The sequence below is a fragment of the Sphingobium xenophagum genome, assembly GCF_002288285.1.
In the GTDB taxonomy this organism is placed as follows: Bacteria; Pseudomonadota; Alphaproteobacteria; order Sphingomonadales; family Sphingomonadaceae; genus Sphingobium; species Sphingobium xenophagum.
Genome location: NZ_CP022745.1, coordinates 133,405 through 150,714 on the forward strand (window position 1 = coordinate 133,405; position 17,310 = coordinate 150,714).

The 17,310-nt window shown below is 62.7% G+C and carries 14 protein-coding genes and 1 tRNA gene; 7 read left to right on the forward strand and 8 right to left on the reverse strand.

Annotated features, from left to right (window positions below; all coding sequences use genetic code 11):
- The first annotated feature begins 13 nt into the window (after positions 1-13).
- Positions 14-709: a monofunctional biosynthetic peptidoglycan transglycosylase gene (gene mtgA, locus CJD35_RS00690; RefSeq protein WP_017184219.1), complete on the forward strand. Its 696-nt coding sequence runs from the start codon at positions 14-16 to the stop codon at positions 707-709.
- Positions 710-761: 52 nt separating this feature from the next.
- Here mtgA and CJD35_RS00695 read toward each other — a convergent pair whose 3' ends face one another.
- From CJD35_RS00695 to CJD35_RS00720, 6 genes are all read right to left on the reverse strand, one after another.
- Positions 762-4,103 (reverse strand): TonB-dependent receptor, encoded by a 3,342-nt coding sequence (locus tag CJD35_RS00695; protein ID WP_017184220.1) that lies wholly within the window; start codon positions 4,101-4,103, stop codon positions 762-764.
- Positions 4,104-4,472: 369 nt separating this feature from the next.
- Positions 4,473-5,741, reverse strand: a complete 1,269-nt coding sequence (gene clpX, locus CJD35_RS00700; protein WP_017184221.1) for an ATP-dependent Clp protease ATP-binding subunit ClpX — start codon at positions 5,739-5,741, stop codon at positions 4,473-4,475.
- A 140-nt stretch (positions 5,742-5,881) separates the two neighbouring features.
- Complete coding sequence (clpP, locus tag CJD35_RS00705) at positions 5,882-6,517, reverse strand: ATP-dependent Clp endopeptidase proteolytic subunit ClpP (protein ID WP_017184222.1); 636 nt, start codon at positions 6,515-6,517, stop codon at positions 5,882-5,884.
- An 89-nt stretch (positions 6,518-6,606) separates the two neighbouring features.
- Positions 6,607-7,584: a glycosyltransferase family 2 protein gene (locus CJD35_RS00710; RefSeq protein WP_017184223.1), complete on the reverse strand. Its 978-nt coding sequence runs from the start codon at positions 7,582-7,584 to the stop codon at positions 6,607-6,609.
- A 144-nt stretch (positions 7,585-7,728) separates the two neighbouring features.
- A complete protein-coding gene (gene tig / locus CJD35_RS00715; protein ID WP_017184224.1) occupies positions 7,729-9,333 on the reverse strand; it encodes a trigger factor in 1,605 nt (534 codons plus the stop codon).
- A gap of 59 nt (positions 9,334-9,392) precedes the next feature.
- Positions 9,393-9,477 (reverse strand) — tRNA-Leu (locus CJD35_RS00720).
- Positions 9,478-9,604: 127 nt separating this feature from the next.
- Here CJD35_RS00720 and CJD35_RS00725 point away from each other — a divergent pair.
- The 3 genes from CJD35_RS00725 (at position 9,605) to CJD35_RS00735 (ending at position 11,531) form a co-directional block, all read left to right on the forward strand.
- Complete coding sequence (locus CJD35_RS00725; protein WP_017184225.1) at positions 9,605-9,802, forward strand: hypothetical protein; 198 nt, start codon at positions 9,605-9,607, stop codon at positions 9,800-9,802.
- A 177-nt stretch (positions 9,803-9,979) separates the two neighbouring features.
- Entirely contained in the window at positions 9,980-10,585 is a 606-nt protein-coding gene (locus CJD35_RS00730) for a sigma-70 family RNA polymerase sigma factor (RefSeq protein ID WP_017184226.1), read from the forward strand.
- On the forward strand, positions 10,503-11,531 hold the full coding sequence (locus CJD35_RS00735; RefSeq protein ID WP_017184227.1) for a FecR family protein: 1,029 nt from the start codon (positions 10,503-10,505) through the stop codon (positions 11,529-11,531). The genes CJD35_RS00730 and CJD35_RS00735 overlap by 83 nt, the downstream gene beginning before the upstream one ends.
- Before the next feature lie 172 nt (positions 11,532-11,703).
- Here the strand turns inward: CJD35_RS00735 and CJD35_RS00740 are convergent, their stop codons facing one another.
- The gene (locus CJD35_RS00740) at positions 11,704-12,405 is read right to left on the reverse strand and encodes an NAD-dependent deacylase (RefSeq protein ID WP_017184228.1); all 702 of its coding nucleotides are present in this window, start codon (positions 12,403-12,405) and stop codon (positions 11,704-11,706) included.
- Between the two features lie 109 nt (positions 12,406-12,514).
- Between CJD35_RS00740 and CJD35_RS00745 the strand changes: the two genes are divergently transcribed.
- Positions 12,515-13,786, forward strand: a complete 1,272-nt coding sequence (locus CJD35_RS00745; RefSeq protein WP_017184229.1) for an ammonium transporter — start codon at positions 12,515-12,517, stop codon at positions 13,784-13,786.
- Between the two features lie 5 nt (positions 13,787-13,791).
- The gene (locus CJD35_RS00750) at positions 13,792-14,637 is read left to right on the forward strand and encodes a glycosyltransferase family 2 protein (protein WP_017184230.1); all 846 of its coding nucleotides are present in this window, start codon (positions 13,792-13,794) and stop codon (positions 14,635-14,637) included.
- Positions 14,638-14,668: 31 nt separating this feature from the next.
- Here the strand turns inward: CJD35_RS00750 and CJD35_RS00755 are convergent, their stop codons facing one another.
- A complete protein-coding gene (locus CJD35_RS00755) occupies positions 14,669-16,003 on the reverse strand; it encodes an MFS transporter (protein WP_017184231.1) in 1,335 nt (444 codons plus the stop codon).
- A gap of 164 nt (positions 16,004-16,167) precedes the next feature.
- Here CJD35_RS00755 and cyoA point away from each other — a divergent pair, with 164 nt between their 5' ends.
- Positions 16,168-17,307, forward strand: a complete 1,140-nt coding sequence (cyoA, locus tag CJD35_RS00760; protein ID WP_017184232.1) for a ubiquinol oxidase subunit II — start codon at positions 16,168-16,170, stop codon at positions 17,305-17,307.
- Positions 17,308-17,310: the final 3 nt, after the last annotated feature.

The window sequence follows — 17,310 nt, forward strand, 5'->3', positions numbered from 1 at the left end:
TTACGCTGGCGGCATGACCGCCAAAACCCCCTCTGCCCGCCGCCGTTCCCGCTGGATCAGCATCCCGCTCAAACTGCTGATCGGCTTCGTCATCCTCTCGCTGCTGATGGTGACGCTCTACCGCTTCGTGCCCCCGCCAGTGACGATGACGATGCTGCTCGATCCCAATGGCATCACCAAGGACTGGGTGAGCCTGGACGAGATTGACCCGGACATGGCGCGCGCGGCGATCGCGGCGGAGGACGGCAAATTCTGCGCCCATCACGGCTTCGACGTCGACGCCATCGCCAAGGCGGCAATCCATAACGCAAGCGGCGGCCGCGTACGCGGCGGATCCACGATCAGCCAGCAGACCGCGAAAAATGTGTTCCTGTGGCAGGGCGGCGGCTTCGTCCGCAAGGGGTTCGAAGCCTGGTTCACCATGTTGATCGAGGCGATCTGGGGCAAGCGGCGGATCATGGAAGTCTATCTGAACGTCGCGGAAACCGGCATCGGCACCTATGGTGTGCAGGCGGGCGCCATCCGCTATTTTCGCCATGGCGCGGACCGGTTGAGCCGGGCAGAAGCGGCGCGGATCGCCGCCGTCCTCCCCCTCCCCAAACGCCGCGCCGCCATCGCCCCCAGCGGCTTCACCCGCCGCTACGGCAACACGATCGCCGCACGGATCGGCGTGGTACAGCGCGACGGGCTGGATGCTTGCCTCAAATGAAAAGGGCGGGGATTGCGCCCCGCCCTTTCGCTTTTGTCGATGATCTTTGCGATCAGAAGGTAAAACGAGCGCCCACACGAATGGTGTAGAGCGACTGACGCGAATAGATCGTGTCGGTCGGCGTCGCAGTCGGCGCGTTATACCGATACTGCGCACAGGCTTGGGCGGTGCTGGTAGCTCCCTGCGCGCCGGTTGGGGCCGTTCCGGTCGCAACTGGCGTCGTCAGGCACTGGGCGCGAACCGCGATCACATTGTAGGGGAAAGAATATTCGCGAAGCTGACCCCATTTCTTGTTCAGGAAGTTCGTGAAATTCTCGATGTCCGCGAACAAGGTGATACGCGAATTGCCCAGACCAGTCGGGACTTCCTGATCGATATGCAAATCGATCTTGGTAAACCACTTGGCGTTAAAGGCATTACGCGGTGCAATCTGTCCTCGGAATTTGCCAAGACCAGTGGTCGTGATCAGCCCTTCCAGATAGTTCTGCGTCGCGGCACTGTCGTAGGACACAAGCGGATCGTTTGGACCAGTCGGCACGTAGAGAAGGTAACGCGAATTGCTACCCGTGGTGCCGAATATCCCGCTACGTGCGTTGGAGACATCCTGCATCGTATAGCTGTAGGGGCGGCCGATGCGGGTTTCGCCGAACAGGGCAAAGTTGGTCTTGTAATCGCCGAAGAAAGCATGGCTGAAGTTGAGGCGATATTTGAAATTATGCTTCACTTCGTCATTCGACGTGCCGACAGCGGCGCCGTTCGCGTCCAGGAACGCGCCGTTGGCATAGTTGGATGATGCCGTCGACGATGTGGCTGGCGCCTGATCGGTCACGTCCTGCCAAGTGTAGCTGAAACCAAGGTCGAGCCCGAAATCAAAGCTCTTGTCGACCCGGGCAACCGCGATGTAGCTGCGCCCCTTCGTTGTGTTGGTAAGGAACAGATCGTTGTTGGTGTCAGCAAAGCTCGTGACTGGTGCGTAACGAATGCGACCGTCGGGGGTCCGCGAAGCGGTCGGCACTACACGCAAATCGGTGAAGAACACCTGATTGCGAACAGCGGAATAGAACAGATCCGCACCGAAATTCCAGCCATTGCCCAGGAATGTGTCACGCGGCGTCCAGTCTGCCGAAATCGTGCCCCGCCATTGCGACGGAATCTTGAACTTGTGATCCAGGGCGTTGACCGGCGCGGTTGCCGAAGAAGCAGCACTTGACACCAGCGTGTTGGCTGCGGTCGGGATCGTCGTCCCGTTGACCCCGTTCAGGATCGCGTCGCCGTTGGCCAGCGACGTGCCTGTGACCGAACCATCATTGTTACGACGCACGTCGATGCTGTTGGACAGGAACCCGGTGTTCGAAAAGCTGTTGGAGACATAGACGTCAGGCGAACCGCCGGAGAAGATGCCCCCGCCCGCACGGATCGACAGGTCGCTGGTCGGCTTGAAATTCAGGCCGACGCGCGGCTGGAAGATACCACGACCGTCGACATAAGCGGTGTTTGTGAAACCATAGCGATTAACGAAATTCTGGTTGAGCGCCGGACGGCTATTGCCGCCATACAAGTCATAACGCGCGCCATAGGCCAGCGTCAGCATGTCGTTGATCCGCCAGGTGTCCTGGATGCCGAAAGTGTAGGTCTGATAGCGGAAACGCGCAGCCGCATCATCGGGGTTAAGCGAGGGCACGGCATTCTGGTAGCGCATACGCTGCGCATTGCCGGCCTCGAAATCGGCGATCGAGTCGAAATAATAATCGCCTGCGGTCCGTTGCAGGAACAGGTTGAAAATCTTGGTGTCGGAAAATTCACCGAACACGCGCAGATCATGATCGCCACGGGTCAGGCGCCCCTGCACCATCCCGCCATAGGTGCGGCTGGTCAGCGCGTTGGACTGGCGGGATACGTCCGGACCGAAGCTGACCGTACCGAAGCCGGGCTGACATGCAGTTGATGCACCGGACCCTGCGGAGCCAGGCGCAGTGCGATCCGAAGTCGGCGCGGTGCAAACCTGGAACTGGGCGAAACCGCGACCCATCACCGGATCCTGGCCGCGCTTATAATCCTTGTAGAAGCCGCGCACTTCGGTCGAGAACTCGTCGCTCCATTCCGAGTTCAACTGGAACACGCCGGTATGCAACTGGTTCGACGAAATATAACCGTTGGATTCCAGTCCCAGACCGGGGTTACCGGTGGCAAAGGTGTTCTGGTTAAACTGGATCGAATCCTTGGTGTACATGTACGTAATGGACGCGCGTTGCGTATCGGACAGGTTGGCGTCGATACGGGCCACCAGACGATCGTCACGGTCGTTGGAGTTGTTGAGGATGCCGCCGGTGTCATAATTGTAGCGCGACTGCGCGATGCCCTGAATCTGGGCGACCTGCGCATCGGTGATGTTGGGAATGACCGTCCCGGCATTGTCGCCCGCGGTGCCTTCCGCGATTGGCAAGCCCGCACGGATACGCTCACCTGCGATCATGAAGAACAGCCTGTCCTTGATGATCGGACCGGAAAGTTCGGCCCCATAATTTTCATATTTGAAATTCGGCAATGTGACCCGACCAGTGGGCACGCCCGGACCAGCCTTGGTTTTTTTGCCGGTCAGATTGTCCGACGAATAGGCATAGAAACCAGTGCCGTGGAATTCGTTGGTTCCCGACTTCAGAATAGCGTTGATCGTACCGCCCTGGAAATTGCCTTCACGCACGTCGTAAGGCGCAACGCGCGTCTGGAACTGGGCAATGGCGTCCAGCGGCACCGGCGAACGACGGGTTGGCAGGCCATCGGGGTTCAGACCGAAATTGTCGGTGACGGGAACACCATCGATAGTGAAGCGGTTGAAGCGGGCATTCTGACCGGCAAAGGACACGGCGCGGCCGGACCCTTCAGCATAGTCGAGGCGCGCGAACGGATCGCGACGCATAAGGTCGCGAATGTCACGATTGACCGATGCGACCTGGGCAATGTCCTGCGCGGTCAGAATGGTGGTGGGTCCAGACGCCTTGGTCCCCGCGCCAACCACGCTGGAGGCGGTCACGATGATGGTGCCACCGGTCGACGTCAGCGCAATCGGCAGGTCATAGGCCTGCGCCGCCACGGTAAAAATGTCGGTGACTTCCGTGCTTTCGTATCCGTCGGCTGCGACCTTCACCGTGAAAGGACCGCCGATACGCAGGCCGGACGCCGTGAAGCTGCCCGAAGCCGTGCTCGTCGCGGTGCTGGTGGTGCCCGAAGGAATATGGACGATGGTGATTGTCGCATTCGCGACTGGCGCGCCATCAGCTGTCACGGTGCCGCGCACGGTCGATGTCGTTTCCTGTGCATGGACAGGTGCGACCATTACCGCCGACAGGCTGACCGAGGCAGCCCCCGCAGCCAGCAAGATTTTCAAATGCTTCATCTGACCCAAATCCCTTTTGATGAACCGCACGACAAGCGCGCGTCCCTGATAGTGCTTCTGGGAAGCCGGAGCCGCCTGTGACGGCCTCTGGCGACGCCCCTGTGATGCTATGGCTGCACTTTTGTTACAATGTGCAACATGCTCTGTCACAGGTGCGAACAGATGAGCAGGATGGCGCGAGAGGCACGGCGCCCGCATCACGCAAGCCATTGTTTTAATTACATTTTATAGGAGTTTTTGTCCACTATTTGACGGTGGTGCAATTTTGCAACGCAGCAGGAATATTTGTGTCAGCGTGGAACCGGACCAACAAAAAGGGGCCGACGGTCACCCGTCAGCCCCATTTTTGTCTCCGGCCTGGCCTTGCGATCAGGCGGCGTCTTCGGCTCGCTTGCTGTTTTCGCTGAATACGCGAATCGGTTCCTTCTTGCCCGCGACGACATCCTTGTCGACCACCACTTCGCCCACGCCCTGCATGGACGGCAGGTCGAACATGGTGTCGAGCAGGATCGCTTCGAGGATGGAGCGCAGCCCGCGCGCGCCGGTCTTGCGTTCGATCGCCTTCTTGGCGATCGCGACCAGCGCTTCGTCGGTGAAGCTGAGGTCGACATTCTCCATCTCGAACAGCTTGCCATATTGCTTGACCAGCGCGTTCTTCGGCTCGCCCAAAATCTTGACCAGCGCCGACACGTCCAGATCCTCCAGCGTCGCGATGACCGGCAGACGACCGACAAATTCGGGGATCAGCCCGAATTTCAGCAAATCTTCCGGTTCGCTCTGCCGTAGCAGCTCGCCCGTCTTGCGCTCTTCGGGTGCAGCGACATAGGCGCCAAAGCCGATCGACTTGGCCTCCAGACGATCGCCGATGATCTTTTCCAGACCAGCGAACGCGCCGCCGCAGATGAACAGGATGTTGGTCGTGTCGACCTGCAAAAACTCCTGCTGCGGATGCTTGCGACCGCCCTGCGGCGGGACGGAAGCGGTGGTGCCTTCCATCAGCTTCAGCAACGCCTGCTGCACGCCCTCGCCGGATACGTCGCGGGTGATGGAGGGGTTTTCCGCCTTGCGGCTGATCTTGTCGATCTCGTCGATATAGACGATGCCGCGCTGCGCCTTCTCGACATTATAGTCCGACGCCTGAAGCAGCTTGAGGATGATGTTTTCCACATCCTCGCCGACATAGCCCGCTTCGGTCAGCGTCGTCGCATCGGCCATGGTGAAGGGCACGTCGAACGTCTTGGCCAGCGTCTGCGCCAGCAGCGTCTTGCCGCAGCCGGTCGGGCCGACCAGCAGGATGTTGGACTTGGCCAGCTCGACCTCGCCCGGCTTGCTGCCATGGTTCAGCCGCTTGTAATGGTTATGGACCGCGACGGACAGTACGCGCTTCGCCCGGTTCTGGCCGATCACATAATCGTCCAGCACATCGCAGATTTCCTGCGGGGTCGGTACGCCGCCATCCTTCTTGCCGACGAGACCGCCCTTGGTCTCCTCGCGGATGATGTCGTTGCACAGCTCGACGCACTCATCGCAGATGAACACGGTCGGCCCAGCGATCAGCTTGCGCACTTCATGCTGCGACTTGCCGCAGAAGGAGCAATAGAGCGTGCTCTTGGAATCGGAGCCGGTAAGCTTAGTCATTCGCCAATCTTTCTTCCCTGCCGGTTCAACAATCACCAAAACCGCATTCCGGCGCGGGTAATCTGGTCCATAGTCATCCTAGACCGTGGCGCGCCGGTTTCACAAGGGGTGAAAGTAGCGCGCCCCGGTAAAGATGGGCTTTAAGTCTCGCTCGCTTCGGGCAGCGCGGGCCGGCTGGTGAACACTTCATCGACCAGACCGAAGGCCTTGGCCTCGTCCGCCTCCAGGAAGGTGTCGCGGTCCATCGCCCGCTCGATCTCTTCCAGCGACCTGCCGGTATATTGGACATACAGGTCGTTCAGGCGACGGCGGATACGCAGGATTTCCTTGGCCTGGATCTCGATGTCGCTCGCCATGCCCTGCGCGCCGCCCGATGGCTGGTGGACCATGATGCGGGCATTGCCCAGCGCGATCCGCTTGCCCGGTTCACCGGCCGCCAGCAGGAAGCTGCCCATCGACGCCGCCTGGCCGATGCACACCGTGCCGACCTGTGGCCGGATATATTTCATCGTGTCGTGGATCGCCATGCCCGCCGTCACCACGCCGCCGGGCGAGTTGATGTACATCCAGATGTCCTTCTTCGGATTTTCCGATTCGAGGAACAGCAACTGGGCGACGATCAGCGAGGCCATATGATCCTCGACCTGGCCGGTCACGAAGATGATCCGCTCACGCAACAGGCGCGAAAAAATGTCGAAGCTGCGCTCGCCACGGTTCGACTGCTCGATAACGATAGGAACCAGCGCGGCCATGGGATCATGCATGATGTTGGTCATTGTGCTCTTTCAGTCAGGTGCTTTTGCCCACCCCTACATCGGCACAAACGGCAAATGGTTCAAGGGGGGCGTGCAGGAAGGAAGCCGGTTCAGTCGCGCCGGGCGAAGTCGGACGGCGCGCGAAAACCAAGATAGGACAGCCGCCGCACCTCCCGCCGCCCGCGCACCACCGTGTCGAGGATAAGCCCGCACATGCCCGACAGGGTGGCAAGGATCATCAGGCCGGTGACCAGGATGGCGGTCGGGAAACGCGGCACCAGGCCAGTATGCATATAGGTCACGATCAGCGGCGCGGCCAGCCCCAGCCCCAGCGCGACAAGGAACGCAGCGATCACGCCGAAGAACAGGATCGGCCGCTCGATGCGATAGAGGGTGAAGATGGTGCGCAGGATGCGAAAGCCGTCGCGATAGGTGGAAAGCTTGCTGACCGATCCTTCGGGCCGCGCGCCATAGGCGGTGACGACTTCGGCGACCGGCATGGCGAGTTCGAGCGCATGAACGCTGATCTCGGTCTCGATCTCGAACCCGGCCGACAGCACCGGAAAGCTTTTGACGAAGCGGCGGGAAAAGACGCGATAGCCCGACAATATGTCGGTAAAACTGCGCCCGAACAATTGTTTGAGCAGGCTGGTCAGCGCCCAGTTGCCCAGGCGATGGCCGGGGCGATAGGCCTCTTCCGCCTCCGACTTGCGGCAACCGACGACCATGTCGAGATTATCGTCGAGCATGGCGGCAACCATCGCGGGGGCGGCAGCGGCCTCGTAGGTCGCGTCGCCATCGGCCATGATATAGATGTCGGCATCGACATCGGCGAACATGCGGCGCACGACATGACCCTTGCCCTGCTGGGTCACGCGGCGGACGATCGCGCCAGCGCCGCGCGCCAGTTCGGGGCTGCCGTCGCTGCTGTTATTGTCGAACACATAGATGTCGGCATGGGGCAGTGCGCGGCGGAAATCCTGCACCGTCTGCACGATCGCGCCGGCTTCATTATAACAGGGCAGGATGACCGCGATGCGCGGGACTGCCAGCGCGCTGTCGCTGGTCATGGCGGGATATTCCTTCATCGGCCTTCGCATCCTGCTGCCTTCCGTGCCCGATGGCATGGACCGACAGGGTTAATATTTCCTCTGCCATGGCGCAGGCGAAATGAAAAGCGCCCGCGCCTCCTGTCGGAAGCCGGGCGCTTGTCCATCGCTTTTCAGCCGGGCTTATTCAGCCTTGGCAGCGGCCTTCTTGGGAGCAGCCTTCTTCTTGGGCTTTTCCTCGGCAGCGGCCTCTGCGGCCGGCGCGTCCGCTTCCGCCGCGGCAGGGGCTGCCTTCTTGGCGGCGGCCTTCTTCGGCTTGGCGGGGGCTTCCTCGGCTACCGCTTCGGCTTCGGCGGCGGGTTCGGCAGCGGCCTTCTTGGACGCGGCCTTCTTCGCCTTGGGCTTTTCGTCATGGTCATGGCCGCAATCGGGGCCGTGGACGTGGGGCTTGATGTCGCCATCTTCGGCTTCGATCGCCGCTTCCAGCTCTTCCTTGGTCACGGCGCGGTCGGTGACTTCGGCCTTGTCGAACAGGAAGTCGACGACCTTGTCCTCATAAAGCGGCGCGCGCAGCTGGGCTGCGGCCATCGGGTCCTGACGGACATATTGCACGAAACGCTCACGGTCCTGCGGGCCGTACTGCTGCGCGGCCTGCATGATCAGGCGGTTCATTTCCTGGTCGCTGACGGTCACGCCATTGGCCTGGCCGATTTCGGAGAGGAGCAGGCCGAGGCGAACGCGGCGCACGGCGATGGCGCGATAATCCTCCTTCTCGGCTTCCATTTCGGCGATCGCGGCGGCCGGATCTTCCTCATGGCTCGCTTCATGCTGAAGCTGCTGCCAGATCTGCTCGAACTCGGCCTCGACCATGCTCGGCGGCACGTCGAAGTCATGGGCCGACGCCAGCTGGTCAAGCAGCTTGCGCTTCATATGGGTGCGGGTCAGGCCATTATGTTCCTGCTCGATCTGGCCCTTGAGCAGATCCTTGAGCTGGTCCAGCCCTTCCAGGCCCAGCGACTTGGCGAAATCATCGTCCAGCTTGGGCTTGTCGCCGTCCAGGATCGACTTCACCTTGATGTCGAAGGTCGCCAGCTTGCCGGCCAGGTGCGCCGCGCCATAATCTTCAGGGAAGGTCACTTCGATGACCTTTTCCTCGCCCTTCTTCACGCCGCCCAGCTGTTCCTCGAAGCCGGGGATGAACTGGCCGGAGCCGAGCTTGAGCTTGATGTCCTCGGCCGCGCCGCCTTCAAAGGCTTCGCCGTCGACCTTGCCCAGAAAGTCGATGACCAGCGTGTCGCCGTCCTGCGCGACATGATCGTCGCCCTTTTCTTCCAGCGCGCCCTGCTGCGTGGCGATGCGGCCCGCGGCCTCATCGACCTGCGCGTCGGCGACTTCGACGGTCAGCCGTTCCAGCTTGATGCCTTCGATGCTGGGCGCCGCGATGTCGGGCAGCACTTCGAGCGCGACCTTGATTTCCGCGTCCTTGCCGAACTCGAACCCTTCGTCCAGCTCGACCGAAGGCTGCATCGCGGGACGCAGCTTCTGGTCGGCGATCAGCTTCTGGATGCTTTCCTGAATGCTGTTGTTGAGCGCGTCGCGCTGGAGCGCTTCGCCATGCATTTTCTTGACGAGATTGGCGGGCACCTTGCCGGGGCGGAAGCCGGGCATCCGCACCTGCGGGGCCATGGCTTTCACTTCCTTGTCCACTCGCGCGTCGATATCCTTCGACGTGATGGTGACAGTGTAGGCGCGCTTAAGGCCTTCGTTCAACGTCTCGACAGTCTGCATCTCTTCTCTCAAACGCTTTCTTCAGCTGAATTTCGGTGGCGCTGCCGCAGGTGGCATACTGGTGCGGGCGAAGGGACTCGAACCCCCACATCTTGCGATACCAGAACCTAAATCTGGCGCGTCTACCAATTTCGCCACGCCCGCATCGGTCGCCGGTCGGCGCGGCATAGAGAAAAGCGTGGGCAAGGGCAAGGGATAGTGAGTCGGGTCGCGGAACCGGGGCGACGACCCATGCGTAACCTCTCAGCCCCCTTAACAGAGAGAAGCAGATATGGCCACCCAGCCCGACCCCACGCCCAACCCCGATGGCGTGCCCCCGCCGGACATTATCGACCCGCAGTCGCCACCCGAAACCCCCGCCCCTGCGACTCCGCAGGAATTGCCGGTCACGGAGCCGGACGAGATCGTGCCGGTCGGTCCCGATTATGATCAGCCAGACAGCGCGCCAGCCGAAGTGCCGCCGGATTGAGCGCAATTTTCGGCCGATAGGCCAACATATCCACAATTTTTATGTCAGTTTGCGGAACCTTTTTGGTTGATCGTTAAAATATGATGGCCCCGCCGCTGGACAGACCCCTGCAAGCATGATTGAATTGTTACAAATAGAAATGACGGAGAGGCGCGGCTGACAAAATAGGGGGTCGACGTGCATAGGGTTCGCGCAAAACTGGATTGGTTCAAAACCGTCATCCTGCCACAGGAAGCAGCACTGCGCGGTCGTTTGCGACGCATTTTGCCCTCCACCCATGAACTGGACGACATGGTCGCCGAAGTCATGACCCGCGCCTATGCGACGGAAAATTGGGAAAATGTGACGACAGGCCGCGCCTATCTCTTCACCATCGCCCGCAACCTCGTCATCGACACCGCCCGCCGTAACAAGGTGGTCAGCTTCGAAACCATGGCCGACCTGGAACTGCTGGGCGGCGAAAATACGATCGAGGCGCAATTGAACGCCCGCGAAGCGCTGCGTCAGGTGCAGGTCATCGTCGAGTCGCTGCCTGCTCAGTGCCGTCGCGTGTTCATTCTTCGCCGCATCCACGAAAAATCCATGCTGGAAATAGCGGAGGAGATGTCCCTATCCGTTTCTACTGTTGAAAAACATCTGGCCAAAGCCATCGCGATAGTTATGCGGGCCTGGGCAGAACGTGAGGAAACGGATTTCGAACGTGCAGGGGTCGGAGCCAGGATCAAGCTGCGGGACCAGGGCCGCGATCGAAGCGGAAGCAGCGCGCCTGCTGGCCAGGCTTAACAGCGATCCCAGCCCGCAGGACGAAGCCGAAATTTGCGCATGGGTAGAGGCTGACCCCAGCCACGCCGTTGCGTTCGCCCGTGCCGAAGCAGCATGGGAAGCGGCCGAGCGACTGAAAAGCGCCGCCGCCGAAGTCACCCTGCCCCCGCTGGCGCAGATCGTCAGCGAAGAACAGCAGCGCCGCCTGTCGCGCAACGTCATGGTCGCCGCCGCCGTCGCGGTCATGCTCTTCATCGTCGCCGCCATCGTCACCGTCCGCACGTTCAGCGGGGTGGAGCGTTTCCAGACCGGCATCGGCCAGATCCGCGACATCGCGCTGGAAGATGGATCGACCCTGCACCTCAACAGCGACAGCGAAGCCGAAGTCCGCTTCACCGACAATGGCCGCAAAGTGCGCATCCTGAAGGGCGAAGCTTCGTTCGATGTCGCCCGTGACGCCGAACGCCCGTTCGACGTTGAAGCACGATCGGCGGTCATCCGCGCGGTCGGCACCGCCTTCAACGTGCGGATGCGTCCCTCGATCGTCGAACTCACCGTCACCCACGGCACCGTCACCGTCCATTCGGGCGACAATGTGCAAAAGCGCGTCAGCGCAGGCAGCGGCGCGGTGATCCAGCCGCGCACCATCGCGCTCACCCGGCTGGACCCCAAGCTGGTTGGCCAGCGCACGGCCTGGCGCGAACAGATGGTCGAACTGGACGGTGAAACCATCGAGCAGGCGGCAGGCGAGTTCAACCGCTACCGCACCGCGCCGATCCTGATTGGCGATACGCGGGTGTCGGCGCTGCGAATCGGCGGCCGCTTCCGCATCAGCGACAGCCGCGAATTCCTCTCCGCCCTGCAACTGAGCCTCCCCATCCGCGCGGTCACGGGCGAGGATGGCTCGGTCATGCTGCTCTATCGCGACGAAGAGCCGGCGATGGCGGACAATGGGGTCGGCTTGTGACGCGCAGGGCGGACCAATGTAGAAGCGTGATGCCTACATCTTGATCCGTTCGTTTCGAGCGAAGTCGAGAAACGTGGTGAGCAGGTTTCTCGACTTCGCTCGAAACGAACGGATGTGGGGATTTCACCCGGGACGCATCAGTTTCAAAACCCGCTCGGGCAATAGCCTGCCCCTACCCCAACAACTCCCGCACCATCTCCGGCACCAGTACACTCGCCGGTCCCAGCCGGCTTTCCTCGAAATAATAACTGCCCGCTGAAGGATCGAGATTGAGCTCCAGCGTTCGCGCGCCGACATGGCGGGCGGTCTGGACGAAACCTGCCGCCGGATAGACCGCGCCGGACGTGCCGATCGACACGAACAGGTCCGCGCGCCGCAGCGCATCGTCGATCGCGTCCATCTCATAGGGCATTTCGCCAAAGAACACGATGTCGGGCCGCAGCCTGGGCTTGCCGCAGCCATCGCATACCGATCCGGGCGGCAGCGATCCGCTCCACGCCACCGCCTTCCCGCACGCCGCGCACAGCGCCGATCGCAGCGCGCCATGCATGTGGATCAGCCGCTTCGCCCCAGCCCGTTCATGCAGGTCATCGACATTCTGCGTGACGATCAGCAATTCGCCCGGCCACGCCCTGTCGAGCGCCGCCAGCGCCTCATGCGCGGCATTGGGCGCCACATCGTCCAGCTTCGCGCGCCGCTCGTCATAGAAGCGATGCACCAGCGCGGGATTGCGCGCGATCGCTTCGGGCGTGCAGACATCCTCGACGCGATGCCCTTCCCACAATCCGTCCGGCCCGCGAAAGGTGGCAAGCCCGCTTTCGGCGGAAATCCCCGCGCCGGTGAGGATGACGATATTGCGTATGTCCGGGTTCATGTCGCCCAGCCTAGCCAATGCGCCGCGTCAACGCCATGCTCCTGCTTATCGAAGTCTTTACCCCGTCCGGGCTAGACCCCGACGCATTATTAAAGCCGGAACATGCCCCATGCGTTTTGCCCAGACCCTGCCCCTGATCGCCGCCCTCGCGCTGCCGCAGCCCGCCTTTGCGCAGGTCGCCGTTGCCGATAGTGGCGATACCGGCTGGATGATCCTTTGCGCGCTGCTCGTGCTGCTGGCCGCATTGCCGGGGCTGATGCTGCGCCATGCGGGGCTGGTCAATGTGCGCAATGCGCTGTCGGTGATGACGCAGGGCGCGGCCGTGATTGCGATCGTGTCGCTGGTCTGGGGAATCGCGGGCTATTCCATCGCCTATGCGCCGGGCAGCGCATGGCTGGGCGGCGGCGCGAACCTGCTGCTCGCCAATCTGGGGCAATTGCGCGACGGGATGACCGTACCCGAATCCGCCTTCGTCCTGTTCCAGATGGCGCTGGCCCTGCTGGCCGCCTGTCTGCTGATCGGTGCGGTTGCGGAACGGGTGCGGCTGGGCTGGCTGATCGGCTTCGCGCCGCTCTGGCTGTTGCTGGTCTATGCGCCGACTGTCCATGCGGTGTGGGGCGGCGGCTGGCTCGCCGACCTTGGCGTGCTGGATTTTGCCGGCGGGCTGGTCGTGCATGGCGTTGCGGGCTTTTCCGCGCTGACTCTGACCCTGATCGCCGGGCGGCGGCGCGAAGCCTCCGAACCCGGCCATTCCCCCGTACTCGGTCTGGCGGGCGGCGCATTGCTGTGGATCGGCCTGTCGGGCGTGGTCGGCGGCTGGGCACTGGGCGCAACCGATGACGCCGCGACCGCCATCCTGAACTATCATTTTGCCGCCTGCGCCGCCGCGCTGCTCTGGGCCTTGCTCGACCGGCTGCTGGGCGCGCGCACCAGCGCCACCGGCATCCTGTCCGGCGCCCTGGCGGGAATCGCCGCCATTTCGGCCAGCGCCGCTTTGGTGGGCACAGGCGGCGCGATGATGATCGGCGTGATTGCAGCAATTGTCTGCCGCATCGGCGGCGGGCTGGCGGCGCGCTGGATCGACGATCCGGCGGGCATATTCGTGGTGCACGGACTGGGCGGCCTCACCGGCGTCCTGCTGCTCCCCATCTTCGTCCTGCCGCTGCTGGGCGGGGTCGGCTATGAAGTGCCGGTCAGCCTGAGCGCCGCGCTGCTCAGCCAGCTCGCCGGTCTTGCCATCGTCGCGCTCTGGGCGATGATCGGCACCGCCATCGCCGCGCTGATCGTGTCGATGGTCATCCCCATGCGCGTGGGCGCGCAGGAAGAAGCCGACGGCCTCGACGCCAGCCAGCATGGCCAGCAGGCCTGGGATTTCCGCTAAACGCCATGACCGTTGCCGTCGCCATTTTCGCCCATCAGGAAGAAAAGCGCATCGCCACCTGCCTTGGCTCGCTGCCGCTCGACCGGGCGGATACGCTGTTCCATGTGCTGGTCAACGGCACCACCGACGCCACCGTGGCGCGGGCGCGGGAAGCGGCGGGCGGGCGATCGAACGTCATCGTTCATGACATTGCCGCGGGCGGCAAGTCACGGACCTGGAACCATCTGATCCATGACCTGCTGAACGGTAGCGAGCAGGCCGTCGTCTTTCTGGATGGCGACGCGGAGATACAGAGCGGGTCGATTGACGCGCTGGTGGCGGACCTTGCCGCCCACCCCCATGCCAATGCCGCCGCCGGTATGCCGGTCAATGGCCGGATGGCGCAAACCTATCGCCGCAATCTGCGTGCCGACGGCGGGCTGTTTGGCGATCTCTACGCGCTGTCGGGGCTCTTCGTCGGCGCGATCCGCATGCGCGGCCTGCGCCTGCCCGACGATCTGATTGGCGATGATGGGCTGGTCGCGGCCTGGGCGCATACCGATCTGCAAAAGGATAGCGGCTGGGACGTTACCCGTGTGATCGCCTGCGACGGCGCGGGCTTTGCCTGCGAACAGGTCAGCCTGACCCGTCCGTCCACCTGGACGATGCAGTATAAGAGGCTGATTAACTATTCGGTCCGCTTCTTCCAGAACCGGATCGTGTCGGACATCATGACGCGGCAGGGACCGGACGGCCTGCCCCCGCGCCTTTCCAGCCTCTACCCCGACTGGCTCCCCCGCTTCCGCCCGCGCGGCGGCATCAGCGCCTGGTTCGACCGCAAGGCATTGGCCCGGATGCGGGACGCGCTCTAAGCTCCGCCGCCCGCCTGGGCTGGCAAACGGGTTAGCGATCCTTGCCCGCCAGTTCCTTGTTCACGAACAGCGCCAGGCCGGTGACGACCGCACCCGACAGCAGATAGGCGCCCGACGCCGCCAGCCCGAACTCGGCGGAAATCGCCAGCGCGACCAGCGGGGCAAAGCCCGCCCCCACTAGCCAGGCAAGATCCGACGTCAGCGCCGACCCGGTATAGCGGGTCGCGGTACGGAAATTGGAGGCTACCACGCCCGACGACTGGCCAAAGCTGAGGCCAAGCAGGATGAAGCCCAGCACCATGAAGGCGACCTCGCCCAGATCGCCGCCATTCAGCAGCAGCGGCGCGGCGACCGCGAAAAAGCCGATGCCGACCGCCGAAAAGCCCAGCAACCGGCGGCGCCCGATCATGTCGGCAACGAAGCCGGAGACGATGATCGCCAGCACGCCGACAAACGCGCCGATCACCTCGATCACCAGAAAGCGCTCCAGCGGCTGGTCGGTGTAGAGCGCGATCCACGACAGCGGAAACACGGTGACCATGTGGAACAGCGCGAAACTGGCCAGCGGGGCAAAAGCGCCGATGACGATGTTGCGCCCTTCGCTGCGCACGGTCGGGATGACCAGCGAAGGCTGAAGCTCGCGCTTTTCATACAGGCGCGAAAACTCCTCCGTCACCACGATCCGCAACCGCGCGAACAAAGCCACCACATTGATCGCGAACGCCACGAAGAAAGGATAGCGCCAGCCCCAATCGAGGAAATCGGCGCGCGACAAGGTCGACAGGAAGAAGGCGAACAGGCCCGCCGTCACCATCAGCGCCAGCGGCGCACCCAGTTGCGGCATCATGGCGTACCAGCCGCGCTTGCTCTGCGGCGCGTTGAGCGAGAGCAAGGATGCAAGACCATCCCAGGTGCCGCCCAGCGCCACCCCCTGCCCCGCGCGGAACAGCGCCAGCAGCACGGCCGACCAATGGCCGATCGTCGCGTAGCCGGGCAGGAACGCGATAGCCGCGGTCGATCCGCCAAGCAGGAACAGCGCGATGGTCAGCTTCACCCCGCGGCCATAGGCGCGGTCGATCGCCATGAAGATGACCGACCCGATCGGCCGGCTCACAAAGGCGAGCGCAAAGATGGCGAAGGACCAGAGCGTGCCCTGCAGCGGCGACAGATAGGGGAACACATGGGCGGGAAAGACGATGCAGGACGCGATGGCATAAACGAAAAAGTCGAAAAATTCCGACGTCCGCCCGATGATGACGCCAATGGCGATCTCGGTCGGCGCGATTTTCTTGTCGCCATGCGCATGAAGATTGCGCACGTCATGCTCCGCCTGCGTCTTGTTGGGCGTTGTCGTCGCGGATGTCATGGCGTGAAAAGGGCCTTCATGCTGCGGGAACGATTGTTCGCCCTACTTCGTTGCATGGCGAATCATCGGCTTGTCAAATAGACCCATGCCCTATTTCGCAACCGCACAGGGATAGGACAAAAGGTCCAATGTCGCCCCGGTAACTTCCTGACTAGACGGAGGCCATGATCGCTCGACCGCCCGCCAAAAGCCGCGCAATTCTGCGCCGATTCGCGCCCGTTCTGCTGCTGCCGCTGGGGGCGTGCAACTGGGTGGTCATGGCCCCGTCGGGCGACGTTGCAATGCAGCAACGCGACCTCATCCTCATCGCGACCGCGCTGATGCTGCTGATCGTGGTGCCAGTGATGGGCACGATCGCCTGGTTCGCCTGGAAATATCGCGCAAAGGCGCAGGCCGCCGATTATGACCCCGACTGGGACCATTCGACCAGCCTGGAATTGCTGATCTGGTCCGCGCCGCTGCTGATCATCATCGCGCTGGGTGCGGTCACCTGGACCAGCACCCATCTGCTCGACCCCTATCGCCCGGTCGAACGGCTCGACCCGCAGCGCAAGGTCGATCCGGCGGCAAAGCGCCTGCAGGTCGAAGTCGTCGCGCTCGACTGGAAATGGCTGTTCATCTATCCGGAACTGGGGATCGCCACAGTCAATGAACTGGCCGCGCCGATCGACCAGCCGATCGAATTCAAGATCACGTCCGCATCGATCATGAACAGCTTTTTCGTGCCCGCGCTCGCCGGGCAGATCTATGCCATGCCGGCAATGCAGACCAGCCTGCACGCGGTCGCCAACCGGCCCGGCACCTTCGACGGCTTTTCCGCCAACTATTCGGGCGCCGGCTTTTCCAACATGCGCTTCAAATTCCACGCCATGGACCAGCGCGGCTTTGACCAGTGGGTCGCCCGCGTGAAGGCCAGCGGCCAGAGGCTGGACCGCGCCACCTACGTGAAGCTGGAACAGCCCAGCGAAAAGGTGAAGCCGATCTATTTCGCCAGCGTCGAACCCCGCCTGTTCCACGCCGCGCTCAATATGTGCGTGCAACCGGGCAAGCGCTGCATGGACCAGATCATGATGACCGACGCCCTAGGCGGGGCGGGCAAGGAATCGGCCCGCGACACGGCTGGCCTGCGCCATGACGGCACCATCGACGTAGGCGGCTATCACCCGGTCGAACCCGGCAAGAAGGGGGAGATCGCGCAGCCCGCAGGCATGACGCCCGCCGCCGAACGCACCCCCGCCGAGCGCGGCAACCAAGCGCCGGGGCAGCAGGATCATGAGGGGCATGGGGGTGGCCATGGCATGTGATGT

Excerpts from the sequence above, each read along its gene's own strand:
- mtgA (WP_017184219.1), top strand. The coding sequence starts at position 14 with ATGACCGCCAAAACCCCCTCTGCCCGCCGCCGTTCCCGCTGGATCAGC.
- CJD35_RS00695 (WP_017184220.1), bottom strand. The coding sequence starts at position 4,103 with ATGAAGCATTTGAAAATCTTGCTGGCTGCGGGGGCTGCCTCGGTCAGC.
- clpX (WP_017184221.1), bottom strand. The coding sequence starts at position 5,741 with ATGACTAAGCTTACCGGCTCCGATTCCAAGAGCACGCTCTATTGCTCC.
- clpP (WP_017184222.1), bottom strand. The coding sequence starts at position 6,517 with ATGACCAACATCATGCATGATCCCATGGCCGCGCTGGTTCCTATCGTT.
- CJD35_RS00710 (WP_017184223.1), bottom strand. The coding sequence starts at position 7,584 with ATGAAGGAATATCCCGCCATGACCAGCGACAGCGCGCTGGCAGTCCCG.
- tig (WP_017184224.1), bottom strand. The coding sequence starts at position 9,333 with ATGCAGACTGTCGAGACGTTGAACGAAGGCCTTAAGCGCGCCTACACT.
- CJD35_RS00725 (WP_017184225.1), top strand. The coding sequence starts at position 9,605 with ATGGCCACCCAGCCCGACCCCACGCCCAACCCCGATGGCGTGCCCCCG.
- CJD35_RS00740 (WP_017184228.1), bottom strand. The coding sequence starts at position 12,405 with ATGAACCCGGACATACGCAATATCGTCATCCTCACCGGCGCGGGGATT.
- CJD35_RS00745 (WP_017184229.1), top strand. The coding sequence starts at position 12,515 with ATGCGTTTTGCCCAGACCCTGCCCCTGATCGCCGCCCTCGCGCTGCCG.
- CJD35_RS00750 (WP_017184230.1), top strand. The coding sequence starts at position 13,792 with ATGACCGTTGCCGTCGCCATTTTCGCCCATCAGGAAGAAAAGCGCATC.
- CJD35_RS00755 (WP_017184231.1), bottom strand. The coding sequence starts at position 16,003 with ATGACATCCGCGACGACAACGCCCAACAAGACGCAGGCGGAGCATGAC.
- cyoA (WP_017184232.1), top strand. The coding sequence starts at position 16,168 with ATGATCGCTCGACCGCCCGCCAAAAGCCGCGCAATTCTGCGCCGATTC.